18 protein-coding genes are annotated in these 15,703 nt (G+C 35.5%); 6 read left to right on the forward strand and 12 right to left on the reverse strand.

Annotated features, from left to right (window positions below; genetic code table 11):
• Positions 1-249 precede the first annotated feature (249 nt).
• From FLEMA_RS0109035 to FLEMA_RS0109045, 3 genes are all read right to left on the reverse strand, one after another.
• Positions 250-1,074, reverse strand: coding sequence for a DUF5694 domain-containing protein (locus tag FLEMA_RS0109035; protein WP_026995190.1), 825 nt, complete (start codon positions 1,072-1,074; stop codon positions 250-252).
• A gap of 209 nt (positions 1,075-1,283) precedes the next feature.
• A complete protein-coding gene (locus FLEMA_RS0109040) occupies positions 1,284-2,381 on the reverse strand; it encodes a ligand-binding sensor domain-containing protein (protein WP_026995191.1) in 1,098 nt (365 codons plus the stop codon).
• Positions 2,382-2,481: 100 nt separating this feature from the next.
• Complete coding sequence (locus FLEMA_RS0109045) at positions 2,482-3,183, reverse strand: hypothetical protein (protein WP_026995192.1); 702 nt, start codon at positions 3,181-3,183, stop codon at positions 2,482-2,484.
• On the opposite strand from FLEMA_RS0109045, the gene FLEMA_RS0109050 reads away from it, so the two are divergent.
• Positions 3,161-3,376 (forward strand): hypothetical protein, encoded by a 216-nt coding sequence (locus FLEMA_RS0109050; protein WP_026995193.1) that lies wholly within the window; start codon positions 3,161-3,163, stop codon positions 3,374-3,376. The two genes, FLEMA_RS0109045 and FLEMA_RS0109050, sit on opposite strands and share 23 nt — an antisense overlap.
• On the opposite strand, the gene FLEMA_RS0109055 is transcribed toward FLEMA_RS0109050, so the two are convergent.
• The 5 genes from FLEMA_RS0109055 to FLEMA_RS76935 form a co-directional block, all read right to left on the reverse strand.
• On the reverse strand, positions 3,360-4,619 hold the full coding sequence (locus tag FLEMA_RS0109055; protein ID WP_026995194.1) for a hypothetical protein: 1,260 nt from the start codon (positions 4,617-4,619) through the stop codon (positions 3,360-3,362). The two genes, FLEMA_RS0109050 and FLEMA_RS0109055, sit on opposite strands and share 17 nt — an antisense overlap.
• A gap of 166 nt (positions 4,620-4,785) precedes the next feature.
• Positions 4,786-5,490 carry a hypothetical protein gene (locus FLEMA_RS77110; protein WP_218918524.1) on the reverse strand — a complete coding sequence of 235 codons (705 nt, stop codon included), beginning with the start codon at positions 5,488-5,490 and terminating at the stop codon, positions 4,786-4,788.
• Positions 5,491-5,877: 387 nt separating this feature from the next.
• Positions 5,878-6,765: an adenine-specific DNA-methyltransferase gene (yhdJ, locus tag FLEMA_RS0109065; RefSeq protein ID WP_026995195.1), complete on the reverse strand. Its 888-nt coding sequence runs from the start codon at positions 6,763-6,765 to the stop codon at positions 5,878-5,880.
• A gap of 253 nt (positions 6,766-7,018) precedes the next feature.
• Positions 7,019-7,804: a phospholipase D-like domain-containing protein gene (locus FLEMA_RS68040; protein ID WP_044171160.1), complete on the reverse strand. Its 786-nt coding sequence runs from the start codon at positions 7,802-7,804 to the stop codon at positions 7,019-7,021.
• Between the two features lie 585 nt (positions 7,805-8,389).
• Positions 8,390-8,545 carry a hypothetical protein gene (locus tag FLEMA_RS76935; protein WP_159102674.1) on the reverse strand — a complete coding sequence of 52 codons (156 nt, stop codon included), beginning with the start codon at positions 8,543-8,545 and terminating at the stop codon, positions 8,390-8,392.
• 238 nt (positions 8,546-8,783) lie between these two features.
• Between FLEMA_RS76935 and FLEMA_RS0109080 the strand changes: the two genes are divergently transcribed.
• On the forward strand, positions 8,784-9,140 hold the full coding sequence (locus FLEMA_RS0109080; protein WP_026995196.1) for a winged helix-turn-helix transcriptional regulator: 357 nt from the start codon (positions 8,784-8,786) through the stop codon (positions 9,138-9,140).
• 145 nt (positions 9,141-9,285) lie between these two features.
• Here the strand turns inward: FLEMA_RS0109080 and FLEMA_RS0109085 are convergent, their stop codons facing one another.
• Positions 9,286-10,032: an SDR family oxidoreductase gene (locus tag FLEMA_RS0109085; protein WP_026995197.1), complete on the reverse strand. Its 747-nt coding sequence runs from the start codon at positions 10,030-10,032 to the stop codon at positions 9,286-9,288.
• 305 nt (positions 10,033-10,337) lie between these two features.
• On the opposite strand from FLEMA_RS0109085, the gene FLEMA_RS0109090 reads away from it, so the two are divergent.
• From FLEMA_RS0109090 to FLEMA_RS0109110, 4 genes are all read left to right on the forward strand, one after another.
• A complete protein-coding gene (locus FLEMA_RS0109090; RefSeq protein ID WP_026995198.1) occupies positions 10,338-11,165 on the forward strand; it encodes a helix-turn-helix domain-containing protein in 828 nt (275 codons plus the stop codon).
• A 93-nt stretch (positions 11,166-11,258) separates the two neighbouring features.
• Positions 11,259-11,819 (forward strand): DapH/DapD/GlmU-related protein, encoded by a 561-nt coding sequence (locus tag FLEMA_RS0109100; RefSeq protein WP_026995199.1) that lies wholly within the window; start codon positions 11,259-11,261, stop codon positions 11,817-11,819.
• A gap of 10 nt (positions 11,820-11,829) precedes the next feature.
• Positions 11,830-12,870, forward strand: coding sequence for an alpha/beta hydrolase (locus FLEMA_RS0109105; RefSeq protein ID WP_218918525.1), 1,041 nt, complete (start codon positions 11,830-11,832; stop codon positions 12,868-12,870).
• A gap of 6 nt (positions 12,871-12,876) precedes the next feature.
• Entirely contained in the window at positions 12,877-13,344 is a 468-nt protein-coding gene (locus tag FLEMA_RS0109110; RefSeq protein WP_026995201.1) for a cyclophilin-like fold protein, read from the forward strand.
• Between the two features lie 209 nt (positions 13,345-13,553).
• On the opposite strand, the gene FLEMA_RS0109115 is transcribed toward FLEMA_RS0109110, so the two are convergent.
• From FLEMA_RS0109115 to FLEMA_RS0109125, 3 genes are read right to left on the reverse strand one after another with little or no spacing between them, the layout of a single operon-like run.
• Positions 13,554-14,432 carry a helix-turn-helix domain-containing protein gene (locus FLEMA_RS0109115; RefSeq protein ID WP_026995202.1) on the reverse strand — a complete coding sequence of 293 codons (879 nt, stop codon included), beginning with the start codon at positions 14,430-14,432 and terminating at the stop codon, positions 13,554-13,556.
• 12 nt (positions 14,433-14,444) lie between these two features.
• Positions 14,445-14,861, reverse strand: coding sequence for a nuclear transport factor 2 family protein (locus FLEMA_RS0109120; RefSeq protein ID WP_026995203.1), 417 nt, complete (start codon positions 14,859-14,861; stop codon positions 14,445-14,447).
• Between the two features lie 56 nt (positions 14,862-14,917).
• Positions 14,918-15,451: a carboxymuconolactone decarboxylase family protein gene (locus FLEMA_RS0109125; protein WP_026995204.1), complete on the reverse strand. Its 534-nt coding sequence runs from the start codon at positions 15,449-15,451 to the stop codon at positions 14,918-14,920.
• Positions 15,452-15,703 lie beyond the last annotated feature (252 nt).

The raw sequence follows: 15,703 nt of genomic DNA on the forward strand, positions 1-15,703 counted from the left end.
TTGCTAACGGCAGTCTGTGAAAAACTCAAAATCTAAGTCTTTAGATTGTAATAGTTGAAAATTTCTCGGATAGGTGTCCGAGTATAAAAAGGACTCAAGTTAGTTTTTTCACAGCCTAACATTTTAGGGCTTTGCGTTCGGGCGGGAAATCGAAGCACAAAAGCTTGTTTTATTACTAATGTTTAATTGAAAAAATGCTGTTGAGTTTATACTTTAGCCCGCCTGATGCGAAACACTTGTTAACTGCGGTTATTTTAGATAATCAAAAGTGTTTTCAAGTTTAAATTTTGGACTTCTTTTTAAAAAATCCATAAAGAAAGCAGTATGAGTTCCACCCATTAATATAAAAATCTTGTCATTTTTTCCAATAGGAATTTGGTTGAGATTAGAGAACATAACTAAATTTCTATGATAAAATTTTCCTGCCTCGTCTGCTCCTTCGGAATTATTCTTACTTGAATTGTACAGTAACAAATCAGCATTAAAGTTTATGAGGCTTTCTAAATATTGAGGATGATTATTTAATTTGAATAAATCATAAAAAGGAATTCCTTTCTCTGGATTTTTCGCATCATTTTCATCACTTAATGAAGCATATTTATCTAATGTTGTAGTATCTACACTATTTATAACATTTATATTGTAGTTATACCCTTCTTTAAAGTCAATTCCATAAATCTTTGTTGCTCCGCTAAGTCTTCCAACTTCATAAGCTAACAATTCTATTTCGTCTGGATTTACAAATTTTTTCTTTGGATTTTTTAGATACTCTAAATATGAAATTTGTCTTATACTGTCATTTTTAGGTAAATCTTCGATAACAATTATTGTTGGCTTAAATTCTGCCAATATTTTAGCTAATTTTTTAATTTCTTGCTGATTTTTCTTATCGTTTTCATCAAAGTCTGTTGAGTTTGCATCAGAAGTTTCTCCCATATGAAATGTTGCTACATTTAATACAGGAATTGCATCGTCAAATTTAGTTTTGTAAATATTCTGTTTTTCATAACGCACATTTTGTGCAAAAAGATTTAGTGTTATCACAAAAAATAAGAATGTCAAAAATTGTTTCATTTCTATGGAGGTTTGTTTTTATAATCGCAGCTAACGGTTTGGCGCTTGCAGAAGGCGGGGATTTTTAAGCACTTCATTTCAGCTAAAGTACAAAAGTTGATAGAAGTACACAAGTTCAATCGAAGGACTGTTCTTGAACTTACACTAAACTGTCATACGAAGTACTAAACCCACCATTACGCCAAACTGCTGTTGTTTGTTCGTATTTCTTAAAATTGCCTTTCAAAAGTATTCCCGTTAAACTTATACACTTTTCCGTCTTCCATTCCAAACCACAATTCGCCTTTAACATCTTCAAAAATGGATAGAGCATTGTCATTTGTAAGTCCATGTTTCTTTGTGTAATTAATCATCTTTACACCATCATATTTCCAAATTCCTGCGTCTCTGTCACCAAACCATATATTACCTTTACTATCTTCTGCAATTGTGAAAACGTGTTCGAGAGTGCCAGGTAATGATTTATTACCTTTTCTTCCACTTGTTGGGTGAATTAATTTGTTCTTATCAGAAAAATTAATTATTGAATCACCTTCTTTTAGTAATACACCAATGCCATTGTTACCAATCCAAAGTCTGCCTTTTGAGTCTTCGAGAATACTTCTAATATGAAGAGGTTCAACTTCAATATCAAGTCCAAGCGTTTCGTCATTGATAATTTTAAATTCTTTTCCATTATAGCCAAAAACGCCTGCGTAAGTACCGAACCAAATCATATTGTTTTTTCCTTTTGAAATACCTGTTACAGAAAATAAATTATTTGGATTAATGGCTTTTTGAGGAGGAAATGCTAAGAAACTTAATTTATGCCCATCAAACCTATAAACTCCTTCTTTAATTCCTGCTTCAAACCAAAGGTCGTTATCTGATTTCATCCATTGGTCTTGCAATGGTTCATTGCCCTGAACGGAGAAGTTATTTTGAGATTTTCCTAAGTTTGCCTTAGTGTGATTCACTATTTTTGTTCCATCATAACTACTCACTCCTTGTAGGGTATTAAACCAAATAATCCCCTTTTTATCTTCTTGAATGGAATTGATTTGATTGTCTGTTAGCCCATCATTAACCGTGAAGTACCTGAATGATTTACCATTGTAAACAGCAACTCCCTCTTTAAGGCTTCCAAACCAATAATTTCCTTTGCTGTCTTGAAAAATCGAACGAATTCCCGAAGTGAATTTTAAGGTGTCCTCTTTTGAAGTAGCTTCCAATTCAAGCTTGTTACTTTCTCCATCTGTTGATTTCTTTTCAACGCAGGAAAAGTTTAGTGTCAAAATAAGTATTAAGTAATTCAATTTATTTTTCATTTCGGGTGTTTATAATATGACGCACAACGGTTTGCAGCTTGACGAAGGCGGGGGAACTTCAGCACTACCCCTTAGAATTCCAAATGTTCAATTACTTCCGTCAGCCCAATAGCACTGAGTCAGCCCCGCTTTTAGCAATACCATGTTGGGCGTATGTGCTTGTGTTTTCAATTTGGTCTTTGGTTATAAAGATTGGCTTCAAAAAAGCATATTTCCCATCTGTGATAACATGCTTATCCTTTTTTAGTTGAACGTACTTCCAGTGAAAGTTGATGTCAGTTAAAGATTTTACTTTCTCAATGTATTTCTCATTTTCAGGAAGAAAGTCACCTGTTTGGTAGCTCATTTCATGGTGCGTTAGAAAGTTAGTCGCGACCTTAAAACGCCCATTGTTTACATAATTGTTTTCGTTAGTCAGGCATAGAAAACATCCAATATCTATTTTGTCGTTAGCAACCAACCAGTTCAGCCGCTTTATATCATTAATTATTTTTTGTCTTGTTTCTGTGTGGTTCGAATTATTTTGTTTTTTATTTGGATACTTGAATTCGATACCAATTTTTATTTCTTTGTTGGCGTGACGAAACTCTATATACAGGTCAATGAATTGACCGTCGGAAAAGTTTTGGAACAAACTTGTTTCAAAATCAATAAATGAAATGTCGTTTTGAAATTCTTTTTGAAATTCCCATGCAAAATTGAAAACGACAGATTTTTCAGATGAAACCAGTTTGTCGCCTGAATTCATCCATGTGTCAATTCTATTCCAAACATTTGCAATGTTAGTCTCTATTACCTTCATTTCTCAAATAGTTAGTGTTATAGGCATTACGCCCAACGAGCAGGGCTTTGCGATGTTGGGGCATTTGAAAAACGTCAGCCCAACATTTGCACAAATGCCCAATAGAAGTACAAATGTTGAGTTTACAACTGTCAGCCCCACTATTGCCAATACGATGTTGGCGGTAGTTTTTTTGTCTATGTACATTGCATAATATATCCACTCACTTTTGTTTTGTCGCACCAAAAAGCATAACAAATTCCTCCACTTCCAAAATATACTTCTCCATTTTCTATGTCTGGCAGGTCTGTGTCAAGTTGCAACAAAAAATCCATTTTTTCGTTAGAAATTGGACAAACTAAAACTTCCGCACTTTGTATCCAAGTTGGTTCGCCTCCAAGTCTAAACAAGTTTTCTCTACTATTTGAACATCCCCAATTTTGAAAAGTCCATCTATTTGGTGTTTCAGCTAAACAAATTTCTGTTTCTTTGATTGGTAAATCTGAATAATTTTCAATTTCCTTTGTTTCTCCAATTTTTGATGGTTTTCCAAAATTGTCGTGTTGGTAAAATACTACGCCCCATTCGTTTAACTCTCTAATGTGCATTCCTAATGTAAGACTTGATAATCCTGATATTTTAAGTCCCGAAGGAATTTCATCAAAAGTCACTAAGTGAATAAAAGGGTTTTTATCATCATTTTGAAGAATGCCTCCAAATTTATATTTCGTTTTGTCTGCTTCTAAGTTCCATGTTGGATGCTGTTTTTTGTTTGTGTGAATTGGTCTGTCGTCTGAAAAATAGTTGTTATTGAAGATAAAATGTCTTGTAATACTTTGGCAATAATTTTCTATGTTGTCATTTCGTTTTGTAAACCCAACAAGTTCTAAATGAGCCACCAAATATTCTTCTGAATTCTCGTTGTCAAAAAGTTTATTGGTTAGAGCATAGTCATAAGCAAAATTGATAGTTTCCAAATTTCTTGTTTCTAACAAACATCTAAATAGCTTTTGCTTGTCCGTAATATTGGTTTCCGAACTTATTAGTTTTGCTTTAAAGAATTGAATTCTGTCACTAACTAAATTTCTCCAAGGGTAGTCTGCATAGTAAGTACTTTCGTTTGGCTTTAAGTCAAATATAAGCTCCAAGTAATTGTGCAATAACTCTGGGAACTGCAAACTTGCATATTCAATTACGCTTTCAGCATTTTCATTTTTTTGTTTTTTTAGAATATCTAATGCAGAACTTATAAGGTCAGCAAATTGAGATTTGTCAATGTAGCTCAAAATGTCGTTGAAAATTGTTGCATTCTTGTCAAAAGATTTTAGGTATTCTGTTGCAAAATAAAATGTGTCAGTTGAGTTTGTAGTTAATTCAAATAAACGTTCATAAAGATTTGGTGTCTGCCAACCGATATTTTTAAAATCTATTATTAGTTGTTTTGCTTTGTCTGTCATTGTAGTAGAGTCTGTCTAAAATTACCACCAACGTTTCGGGGCTTGCCGAAGGCGGGGATTTTTAGCACAGAAGTTCAATCGAAGCACTACACTTTGGTTAAGCACTAAACTGTCATAGAAGCACGTCACCCGCCATTTCGCCAAACTGCTGTTATGTGCCGTTCTTCTATTCTTCGTCCTCGTCCGTGTCCTCATAATTAAACTCAACTTTGCTTTGAATTACTACTTCGTCAAGGATTTTGTTTAGATAACCTTGTTTCACAGCATCGTTAAATCTGTCATTAAGGGTCGGAATATTTATCACTTCTTCAATGCAGTCCATATAGGTGTCAACTATGGCTTTTATTGAATATGTCTTGCTGGCATTGTCCCTGATTTTCTTTAATAGGTCTTTTGTCTGCTCGGTTGATTTGATTACAAAAGTGATTGGATACTTCTGTATTTTGTCAATGTCGAGAAAGTATTTTTTGAAGTCCAAAGTTTCTGTAACTTGAAAAAATCGCCCAAGCGGTTTCATTACAAAGTCAATTCCTCCGTCATTTGCGTTTGTCCTTCCTGTTTTGTAAAGTTTCAAATTCTCTTTGTTTAGTTTTTCAAGCTCGTAACCCCAAAATATTTGCTGGTCGTGATAAAAATATTTGAGAATTGAATAACTAACAATTTCAAAAAGTCGGGCATCAACATTGGGTGCAAGCAAACCAATCACAAACTCCTCAATTTTTTTCGGGGTTGTCTTGCCGATTTCTTGCAACTCCTCACAAGATTTTACAAATCGTTGAAAAGCATCTTGCTTTGTCTTGGAATACTCGTCAATGATTTCAATGATAGCATTTGCGATATTGAAGTTGGCTTTGCCTACTTTTATTTTCAAAAGATTTTCATTTATCCAATAACGATTTGTTTCGAGGTTGCGAAGAATTGGAATAAACTCTGAACTTGGAAAATATTTTTGAAACTCCGAATTCATTCTATTGTTCAATGCGTGATTTTGAAGTTTACTGCCAAAAGGCAATTCTCTTTGGCGTTTGAATAATTTTACAAAGGCTGCACCTTCGTATCTTGAATAATCATCTTTTTGGTCAAAGCCGTTGGCGATATAATCTTCTATGATAACATAGATAGCGTAAAGGTTTGCGAAACTTGAACGAGATTTTGAACCCTTATCGCAGAACGGGTTTTCTCGTTTATGTATTGAATTAGTTGGCTCTTGTCGAAAATATCGTCAGCATTTTTGCCAAAGTGTTTTTCTAAAACCGATTTAATGTTTGCTGTGAATATATTCTCCATTTGGCTCTTCAAATAATTTTAAGGTGTTGGCGGTAGCCAACTTTTCTGTTTCAAATGTGCGGATTTCCTTTTGTAGTTTTTCGCCTTTAAACTCTTTCGCTAATTGTAATCTCCGCAAACCGATTTTTACATACTCGTCTTGAAGTTCTATACCAATGGAATTTCTGCCAAGTTCTTTTGCTACAAAGCAAGTAGTAAATGTTCCTGAAAATGGGTCTATAACTAAATCTCCTTCGTTTGAACTTGCTTTTATAATTCTTTCGAGTAAAGAGATTGGTTTTTGTGTCGGGTGATTTTCGTATTCGTCCATACGATAACGAACCCTTGCAAACTCCCAAACATTTCCGGGAACTTTCTCTGAACTGTAAATAGTCGGAACGGCTTTGCGATAGTCAATAAGTTTGCGTTTTGCTCCTGTTTTTGCTTCTACCAAAATGTCGTCCGTGTTAAAAGTGTAGTTGTTTTTGTCTTTTACACAAAACAAAATCGGCTCATACATTGAACCGTAGTATTTTTTGGCTTGAACGCCCGAACTGTCATAATACCAAACAAGTCGGGAAAGTATGTCTAACTTTTTACGAAGGTAAATGTCGAAAAAAGGCATAAACTGTGTCGCTGTCATTACATAAAAACTACCGTTTGGTTTAAGTTTTTTAATGCACAGGTCAAGCCACTCGTAGCACCATTCAAGGTATGCTTCTTCCGTTTTCCATTTTTCAATATGTCCGTTGAAGTTTTTACCAATGTTGTAGGGTGGGTCGGCAAATATCAAATCCACAGAGTTGTCAGGAAGTGTTTTTAATGCTTCCAAAGCGTCTCCGTGAATAATTTTATGTTGTTCGTTACCTAATATTTCCATTTTCAAATTCAATTAAATGTCGTTTCAAATTTAGTCAAAAAAACAGGTCGTCTGATTGAAAGTTGTCTGTTTTTGTTCACAGTCATTTCGTTGTAGCACGGTCTTTAGAATGGCACATAACGTTTCGGGGCTTTGCGTTCGGGCGGGTTATCGAAGCACAAAAGCTGATATTATTACTAAAGTTCAATTGAAAAACTGCCGTTGAGTTTTGCAATCAGCCCGCCTGACGCAAAACCCTTGTTAGCACCAGTACCTATTTTATCAATCTCTTATATTCTAATGAGTAATTTGTCGCTTGTTCGGGATTATGTTCTACAGTAACATTTTCGTCATTTCTGAATTCTGCGTTGTTTGACCAATTGTATGAACCCGTTATAACCACTTGATTGTCTATTACACAAAATTTATGATGCATTGTTCCGCCCTTTGTCCCCTTTAAAAAGTAGTGATTGTGAAACATTGTTATATCAACACCGTATTTGGCGTTTATTGCGTCATCGAAAATGGCAACTCTTATGTCTAACCCTTCGTTCTGCTTCTCAAATAGTTTAGCATAAAGAGTTTTATTCGTTAACCAAGCGGAAACAACCCAAATGGAAATTTTAGCCTTATCTAATGCGGTTAATATTCTTTTCTGAATTTCTTCAAAATGTGCTTCATTAATGACTGGTTTAGTCTTTACTATTACTCCTCCTTGAACATAGTATATTCCATTGTTTTGTTCAATAACGTAGCCTTCATCATTTAGAAATCCTTGTAAATTGTCAATTATTCCAGGTAGTTTATTAATAACAATATTTAATAATTCTCGAAGTGAACCATCATTTCGATTTGAAATTTGATTTAGCCGGTCTTTGACATATTCTGTTTTACTTGGTCGTTGACCATTCTTTTTCCCAATGTCTGGAAGTCCTCCATTGTCAAAGGAGTAAATGTCTTTGAAACCAAAGCGATTAAAAAGTTTTACTAAGTCATTTCCTGTCCCATATCCGATTATGTGAGTAGAAATATTGTCAATAAGGTATTCGGTTACTTTCATTCGTGGTGTCTTTGGTATTGGTGCTAACGATTATATAACTGCAATATAATTAAATTTTATTGCGTCTATCCAACCGATATTGAATATAAGCGAATGTTTTTGGCATGTTTATAAGGTTATTAACCAAAATCAATATACGTACTTTACTTTATGTATATTTACCAACAAAAGCCCTGATAGAAATGCGTTTTTACATTTCTATCAGGGTTCATTGAAAACAGTATCAGGGCTTTACTTTTTCCTAACTACACTTACTAAAGCTATAATACCTAAGATTAATACCAACCCATACAAAATCAGATTAGTCATTTTCTGTCTGGCGGTAGCTTGTTCCAAAGCAGTAAGTCTTTGTTGTATTTCTGTGTCGGTAGCATCGGAGTTACTACCAAATATTGAACCGAGTAATGAGGTTATTGCTTGTATTTGCTATCAATTTCGTATAAAAAAACTAGGGGTTTGAGTTGGAGCTTTACGGGGATATAGGGCTATAGAATTATGTAATGAAAACGGTTGGCCAACAATATCGCTTAATGGGTGAGTGTGAGCCGATGGGGTAAATGATGATGGTTTTCCTGTGATGCTTCCTCAATCGTGTGTATGTCCCAAATCGGACTTTCCATCTAGTTTAGCTTTGACCAAATTGGTAGCTATTGGGTTGGGGTAGGCACTCGTGTAACGGCTATCGTCGGTTATTATGTCGATATTATACCTTTGTATTGCCAATAATAGATGGTACTGCATACGAACCCACTACAAAATTCAGCACGCTTGTACCTCCTTTGGCTGTTCCTATTTCTTGTAGTACTATGCCTGATATTTTGCTATTTCAAGTGGTGATTTGAGCATCCGATACAAAGCGACGGTTGGCGTTTGTATTAAGTTGTTTTATTGTTTAGTATTATACAAATAGAGGGTTAATGTTACTTTTAGTAACTTTGTGCCGAAGGATAACAGTGTCACTGATATAACGTAAGTAACAATGGATTGTAAAACAAAAGATTTCGGACAAGAACATAAAAAAGAAATGCGTGCCGTTCAAGATTCGATGGACGTATTGAATGGCAAATGGAAAATATCTATTATTTCATCTATTTGCTACTACAATAAAAGAAGGTTTTCGGATATTTTGAACGACGTAGGAGGTATTTCCAATAGAATGTTGAGCAAAGAGTTAAAGGAGTTAGAAATTAATCAATTAGTAAAAAGAACTGTACTAGACACTCAGCCGATAACAGTTCAATATGAACTTACAGAACACGGTAAAACGCTAAAAACTATTATCAACAACCTGACCGAATGGGGAATAGCACACCGTAAAAAGATAATCAAGGAATAATTAAGCTTGGGCGAGGTTTGCCAAAATAAGTCCTTCCCATTGTTATAGTGGATAGACTTCTCAAAAGTTGACCTCGCTTAAATAGATTTAAACGAGGTCGACTAAAACGATACTTTTCAATAGTTCTTGCTGTTTGTAGTACGTCTTATTTCAGGGCATAACCGATATACCCACCGTCTACTAGCAATTCTGTTCCAGTAATGAAACTTGCATTGTCAGAAGTCAAAAACAAAACGGCTTTTGCAATTTCGTCAGGATTGCCCATTCGTTGTAAAGCTATGGTTGTGGCAAATTGTTTTTTAATGTTATCATCGGGTACTGCTTTATCAAAACCTTCGGTTTGGATTGGGCCGGGGCTGATAATATTGACTCTGATTTTTCTGTCTGCCAATTCATTTGCAGCAATTTGGGCAATTTTATTTACTGCACCTTTGGTTGCAGCATATACACTTCCATTAACTTGGGCGGTTGTTGCAACGATTGAGGAGGTGAACAAAACCGAAGCACCATTGGCCAAATGTGGAATAAGTTTTTGTAATGTAAAGAAGTAACCTTTTGCATTTGTGTTGAATTGTGCGTCAAAGTCTTCTTCGGTTACTTGTTCAATAGGTGCAAATATGGCAATTCCTGCATTTAGGAAAAGAACATCCACTTTACTTCCGCTTTCTGCTATGGCTTTTTCCAATACTGCAATGCCAGCCAGGTTTGACGTGTCCGAAACAACTGTTTTTAGTTTTGGACTGTTGATTTTTGTTGCTGCTTTTTGCAAATTATCGGCACTTCTACTTGTTATCCAAACGCTTGCACCTGCGTCGATAAATGCTTGGGCGGTTGCAAATCCAATGCCTGTACTACCGCCAGTAATAACTACGTTTTTGTTGATAAAACTCATTTTTAGGGTTATTTTAATTGTTTGACATCACAAAAGTAGAAGGTGTTTGTTACTTTTGGTAACTTTGTGCCGAATAATAACAGTAACATCGGTGTAACTAAGTAACAATGGATGGTAAAGCAAATGGTGTGGGATAGGAGTAGACAACAGAAATACAAACTCCTTAGAATAAGGTTTGCCAAAGAGCCAAATTATTACAATTGTAGCCAGAATTGAGCCTTACAGAAAAATAAAATGAACCTTACAGCAAAGTAAAACGGGAGTATTTATTTTAAATTTGTACGCTAATAACATCCAAAAAATATATGGACTTACAACAAGACGAGGCCTTCCAAACGCTAAGCTACTCTGGTATTTTTCTTTCGTGTTTCTCTCAGTATGGCGTGCATTGTGTGCATTCAAAACCCGAGCATGTTTTGGTGTATTTATATTCTGGTGAGCAGGTGATTGAAGATAGAAACAAAAAGATAAAATTGCAGGCAGGCGAATGTGCTTTTGTAAGAAGAGACCACCGTTTGAAAATGTACAAAAACAGCAAAGGCGACGATTTGTACAAAGGTATTTCAATGGTTTTTCGACGCGAGGTATTGCGTGATTTTTATAGCAAAATGAATAAATCGGCAATGCCTACCGATGTGAAGATTTCGGATAAGAAGGTGTTTAAACTACAACCGACACCTGCTATTCAAAGCTTGTTTCAGGCTCTTACGCCTTATTTTGACAATAACGTCAAGCCCACCGAAGCTGTTATTCAATTGAAGGTATTAGAAGGTATTTATGCTTTATTGAATAGCAATGAACAGCTTTATCCTATTCTTTTTGACTTTGCCGAACCTTGGAAAATAGACCTTTTGCCATTTCTGAATAATAATTATATGGAAGAACTGACTATGGAACAATTGGCTTCATTTACTGGTAGAAGTTTAGCGACTTTCAAAAGAGATTTTAAGAAAATAAGTAATCTCACACCTCAAAAATGGCTTATCAAAAAACGGCTAGAAATGGCTTATATCCAACTAAAAGAAGAAAAAAGAAAAGTGCAGGAGGTATGCACTGAAGTAGGATTCAAAAACCTGTCGCATTTTTCTACTGCATTTAAAAAACAGTATGGAATACCTCCTACAGAAATTTAAAATTGAGCTTCACAGAAAAGTAGTTTGAGCCTCACAGCAAAGTTGTTGTGGGGCTTTGTTTTTAGCTTTGCAGGGTAGAAATCATCAGAAACCATGGAAGCAACCAATATATTTGAACGACTAAAAAACGGGGAAACAATTTCGCCAAACGATAGTGATGCCTATAAAATGCGAGACGCATCGTTTGCCACCAAAGTATTGCTGGTACAAATGAACCAGTCGGCTAATCCTGCCGAAATCAGGAGTATTCTTAGTCAAATTACCCAAACAGAAATAGATGAAAGTGTAACTGTATTTACACCATTGTATATCAACTACGGCAAGCATACCCAAATAGGAAAAAATGTATTTATCAATTTTGATTGTGTTTTTTTGGATTTGGGGGGTATTACTATCGAGGACAATGTCCTAATTGCTCCCAACGTCAGACTGCTGTCGGAAGGACATCCTATCCACCCAACCGAAAGACAATCTTTAAAAGTAGCTCCGATTCATATCAAAAAAAATGCTTGGATTGGAGCAAACGCTACTATTCTACAGGGTGTAACTATTGGCGAAAATGCGGTAGTTGCAGCAGGTGCGGTGGTGTCGCAAGATATTCCTGATAACGTGATTGTAGGTGGTATTCCTGCCAAAATTATGAAAGAAATATAAACCCATATCAATGATGAAACACATAACAACTGTAGTCTTTATGGCTATTCTATTTATCAATAATTTATTCGGTCAATCAAAATCTAATACCATGAATACAACTAATGAATATTATACTTTTGTATTAAGCGACAAAGTAACCAGACAGAGGGTGAATTTTAAAAATCGTTATGGTATCAAGCTTTCAGGAGATTTGTATGTGCCTAAAAACAGCACTACCTCTTTGGCAGCCATTGCTATTTGTGGGCCTTTCGGAGCAGTAAAAGAACAATCGTCTGGGTTGTATGCCAATCAAATGGCAGAACGAGGGTTTATTGCATTGGCATTTGACCCGTCTTATACAGGTGAAAGCGGCGGCGAACCAAGAAATCTGGCCTCCCCAGAAATCAATAGCGAAGATTTTAGTGCGGCGGTTGATTTTTTAGGTATTCAAAAAAATGTAGATAGACATAAAATCGGCATTATCGGTATTTGTGGCTTTGGCGGTTTTGCTTTAAATGCAACGGCTATTGATAAAAGGGTGAAGGCTGTTGCCACTACCAGTTTGTACGATATGACCAGAGTAATATCAAGGGGTTATAATGATGTGGTTACTTTGGCACAACGTACCCAAACTTTAGAACAATTAGGACAACAACGCTGGAAAGATGCTGAAAATGGGAGTCAGGCAGAGGGTAATCGTAATTTACCTGAAAAACTCCAAGGAAATGAACCGCCCTTTGTAAAACTGTATTTTGATTATTATCGTACACCAAGAGGATTTCATAAGCGGTCTTTGAACTCCAATGGAGCTTGGTTAGCAACAAACGCATTAGCATTTATGAATATGCCTATTCTTAATTATGTAAAAGAAATTTCGCCAAGACCAATGTTGTTGATTGCAGGAGATAATGCCCATTCACGTTATTTTAGCGAAGATATTTACCAAAATGCTGCTGAACCCAAAGCGTTAATGATTATTCCAGATGCAGTCCATGTAGACTTGTACGATAAATTAGATAAAATTCCTTTCGATAAACTGGATACTTTTTTCAAAGAACATTTAAAATAGAATACGATGAGACAAATAGTAATGTTGATGCTGGCTTTGATGTCTATTTTGGTGAGTAGTGCTTCTTCTTGTAGTAAGAACGATATTGAACCCATTCATATAGAAAATAATATACCTATGACAAACGGTAAAATTACAATAAAGGTTAATAGTCAGGTGTTTACAGCAACACTTTTAGACAACAATGCGGCAAAAGCATTGAAAGAAATGTTGCCCTTGACCATCAATATGGTTGAACTAAACAACAACGAAAAGTACTACGACTTACCCAACAGTCTGCCAACCAATCCGTTCAATCCCATAACAATCAACAATGGCGATTTAATGCTATATGGTTCTAAAACTTTAGTGCTATTTTACAAAACCTTTTCAACATCGTATAGCTACACAAAATTAGGTACAGTAAATGATACTACAGGTTTGGCATCGGCATTAGGTTCAGGCAACGTTACCGTTACTTTTGCATTGGAATAATAACCACACAGAGCGGTTGCACTACTCAATTTTGTAGAACCTAAGCCAACATATAATACCCCCGACCTTGTTTAAAGCGATTTGAGCAAGGTCGAGGTTGGTTGGTAAATTTGCAATAGGAGGGCTTTTAAGCACAGATAACAAAATCTCACCTTTTGCAAATTACTCTTGCTATTGGGCCGTCGATGATTTGTCTACTGCAAAAAAGTCTAAGCTCCTCGTCCAAAACCAACGGTATCACGATATACTTGAGGCGAAATATCGGCATTAGTTTTAAAGAAACGACTAAAATAATATTCGTCCTGATAACCGAGTTCGTAGGCAATTTCTTTAATAGCCTTGTTGGTAAGGTACAGTTCTCGTTTAGCTTCTATGATTATTCTTTCAGCTATTAAATCAGTTAAAGTTTTATTAAAGTGGGTTTTGGTTATTTTGGCTAGGGCATTTGCTGATATATTCAAAATCTCGGCATAATCACTTGCCGAATGTTTAGTTTTAAACTCTTTTTCAATGGCATTTTTCAATTTTTGAAGAATAAACGGCTCTTTTTGTTCATCTATAGCTTGTAACGCCTTGGGTTCTTGTTCTGTTTTTAGGCGTGATGCCGTTATTAAAAATATCTTCAAATAGGAAATTAATAATTCGTCTTGAGCTAATGCAGGATTTTGCACTTCGGTTTTCATTTGGCTCATTAACATCTTGAATGTTGAAGCAGTATGTTCATCAATAGTAATAAATGGCGGATTATATATATTGTTAAACAATACTCCGTTGCAAGCTACTTCGGCTTGGTGCTTATGTATACAAAAAAAATCGGGATGAAACTGTAATGCAACCCCCATCAACGCATTATTGCTATGTAACATAAAAGGCTGATAGGGTGAAAATGCAAACAAGCAATTTTCGTAAAAATCATACTCCGAAAAATCTGCTTTTACTTTTCCAGTGCCTTGAGTAAGCCAAATAAGCGAATAATAATTATTGCGTTGAATATGGTCGAAATGGCTATTGTCTTCAAACGAAAATAACTTGAATGCTAAGTTTCCATTTTGAGGATTTACTAAGGTAAAAGCTGATTGGTTGCTCATTGTACATAAATATTATTTTAGTCTTCGTTCTGTTTCTTGAATAGGCAAGTCATTGATACTTGCCAACCTTTTTTGCATATAACCATTTTCGTCAAACTCCCACAGCTCGTTACCATAGCTGCGAAACCATTGCCCTGTGTGGTCATGCCATTCGTATTCAAAGCGTACAGCCATTCTATTTTCACGAAACCCCCAGAGCTCTTTTTTTAATTTGTAAGATAATTCTATTTCCCATTTTTTGTTCAAAAATTGTTTTACTTCTTCTCTTCCGTTGATAAATTCGGTTCGGTTTCTCCATTCGGTATCCACCGTGTAGGCCATACAAACTTTTTCGGGGTCTTTAGTATTCCAAGTATCTTCGGCCAATTGTACTTTTTGCAATGCTGTTTCCAGCGTAAATGGAGGCAGTGGGAGTCGTTGATTTTCCATATTTTCTTGGTTAGCAAGAGGCCATGCCGATATGTCTAACACAGCCTCTTTTATGATTAAATGGCCTTGGCCAAAGGGAAGTCAATCTCAACTTTTGTAATAGCGTGTACATAATTCATGGCTGTTTTTTCAGCAACCAGAAAAACAAGTTCTATCACTTGACCTTTGGTATAACCTGCATCAACAAAAGCGTCTATCGTTGCTGTTGAAGCGAACCCTTTTGTTGTTGTAATTTCTTTTGCCAGAACAACCAAGGCATTTAATTTACTGTCAAAGGAAGCATTCCCTTTTCTTATTTCAATAGTTTGTTCTTCGGTTAAACCATTCATCGTACCTAACAACGTATGTGCCGATTGGCAGTAATAACATTCATTTACTTGACTTACCACTAAGTTAATAACCTGTTTTTCTTTGTTTGAAAACGTAGTTTTAGCATTTTGAAAGGCAAGGTAATTGCCTAATGCCGTGTCTGACAACGCCATTACGGCATAAAGATTCGGAACCATTCCTAATCCTTTTTTGAGATTATCAAAAATTTCTTGATTGTTTGCAGAAACCTCGCCTCTGCTTGGAACATTAAAATTTGTCATTTTTCACCTTTTTTAGTTATGCCATTATTGACTATGCAAAGATGCAAGGACAGAACGTGCCTAGAAATGGAGAATTAAAGCAAGAAGATGGACAATTTTTTCAGCATCAAAAAACTATCTTTATCCAAAAACTACATAAGCAATCGAAATCTACTTATCACTACAAAAAATAACCTCGCTTAAATGGTATTAAACGAGGTAGGGGAGATATATTATGAGCGTTTTAGTAAAATTGAGTTGGGCAATGTATAG

It is taken from the genome of Flectobacillus major DSM 103 (genome assembly GCF_000427405.1).
Taxonomy (GTDB): Bacteria; Bacteroidota; Bacteroidia; order Cytophagales; family Spirosomataceae; genus Flectobacillus; species Flectobacillus major.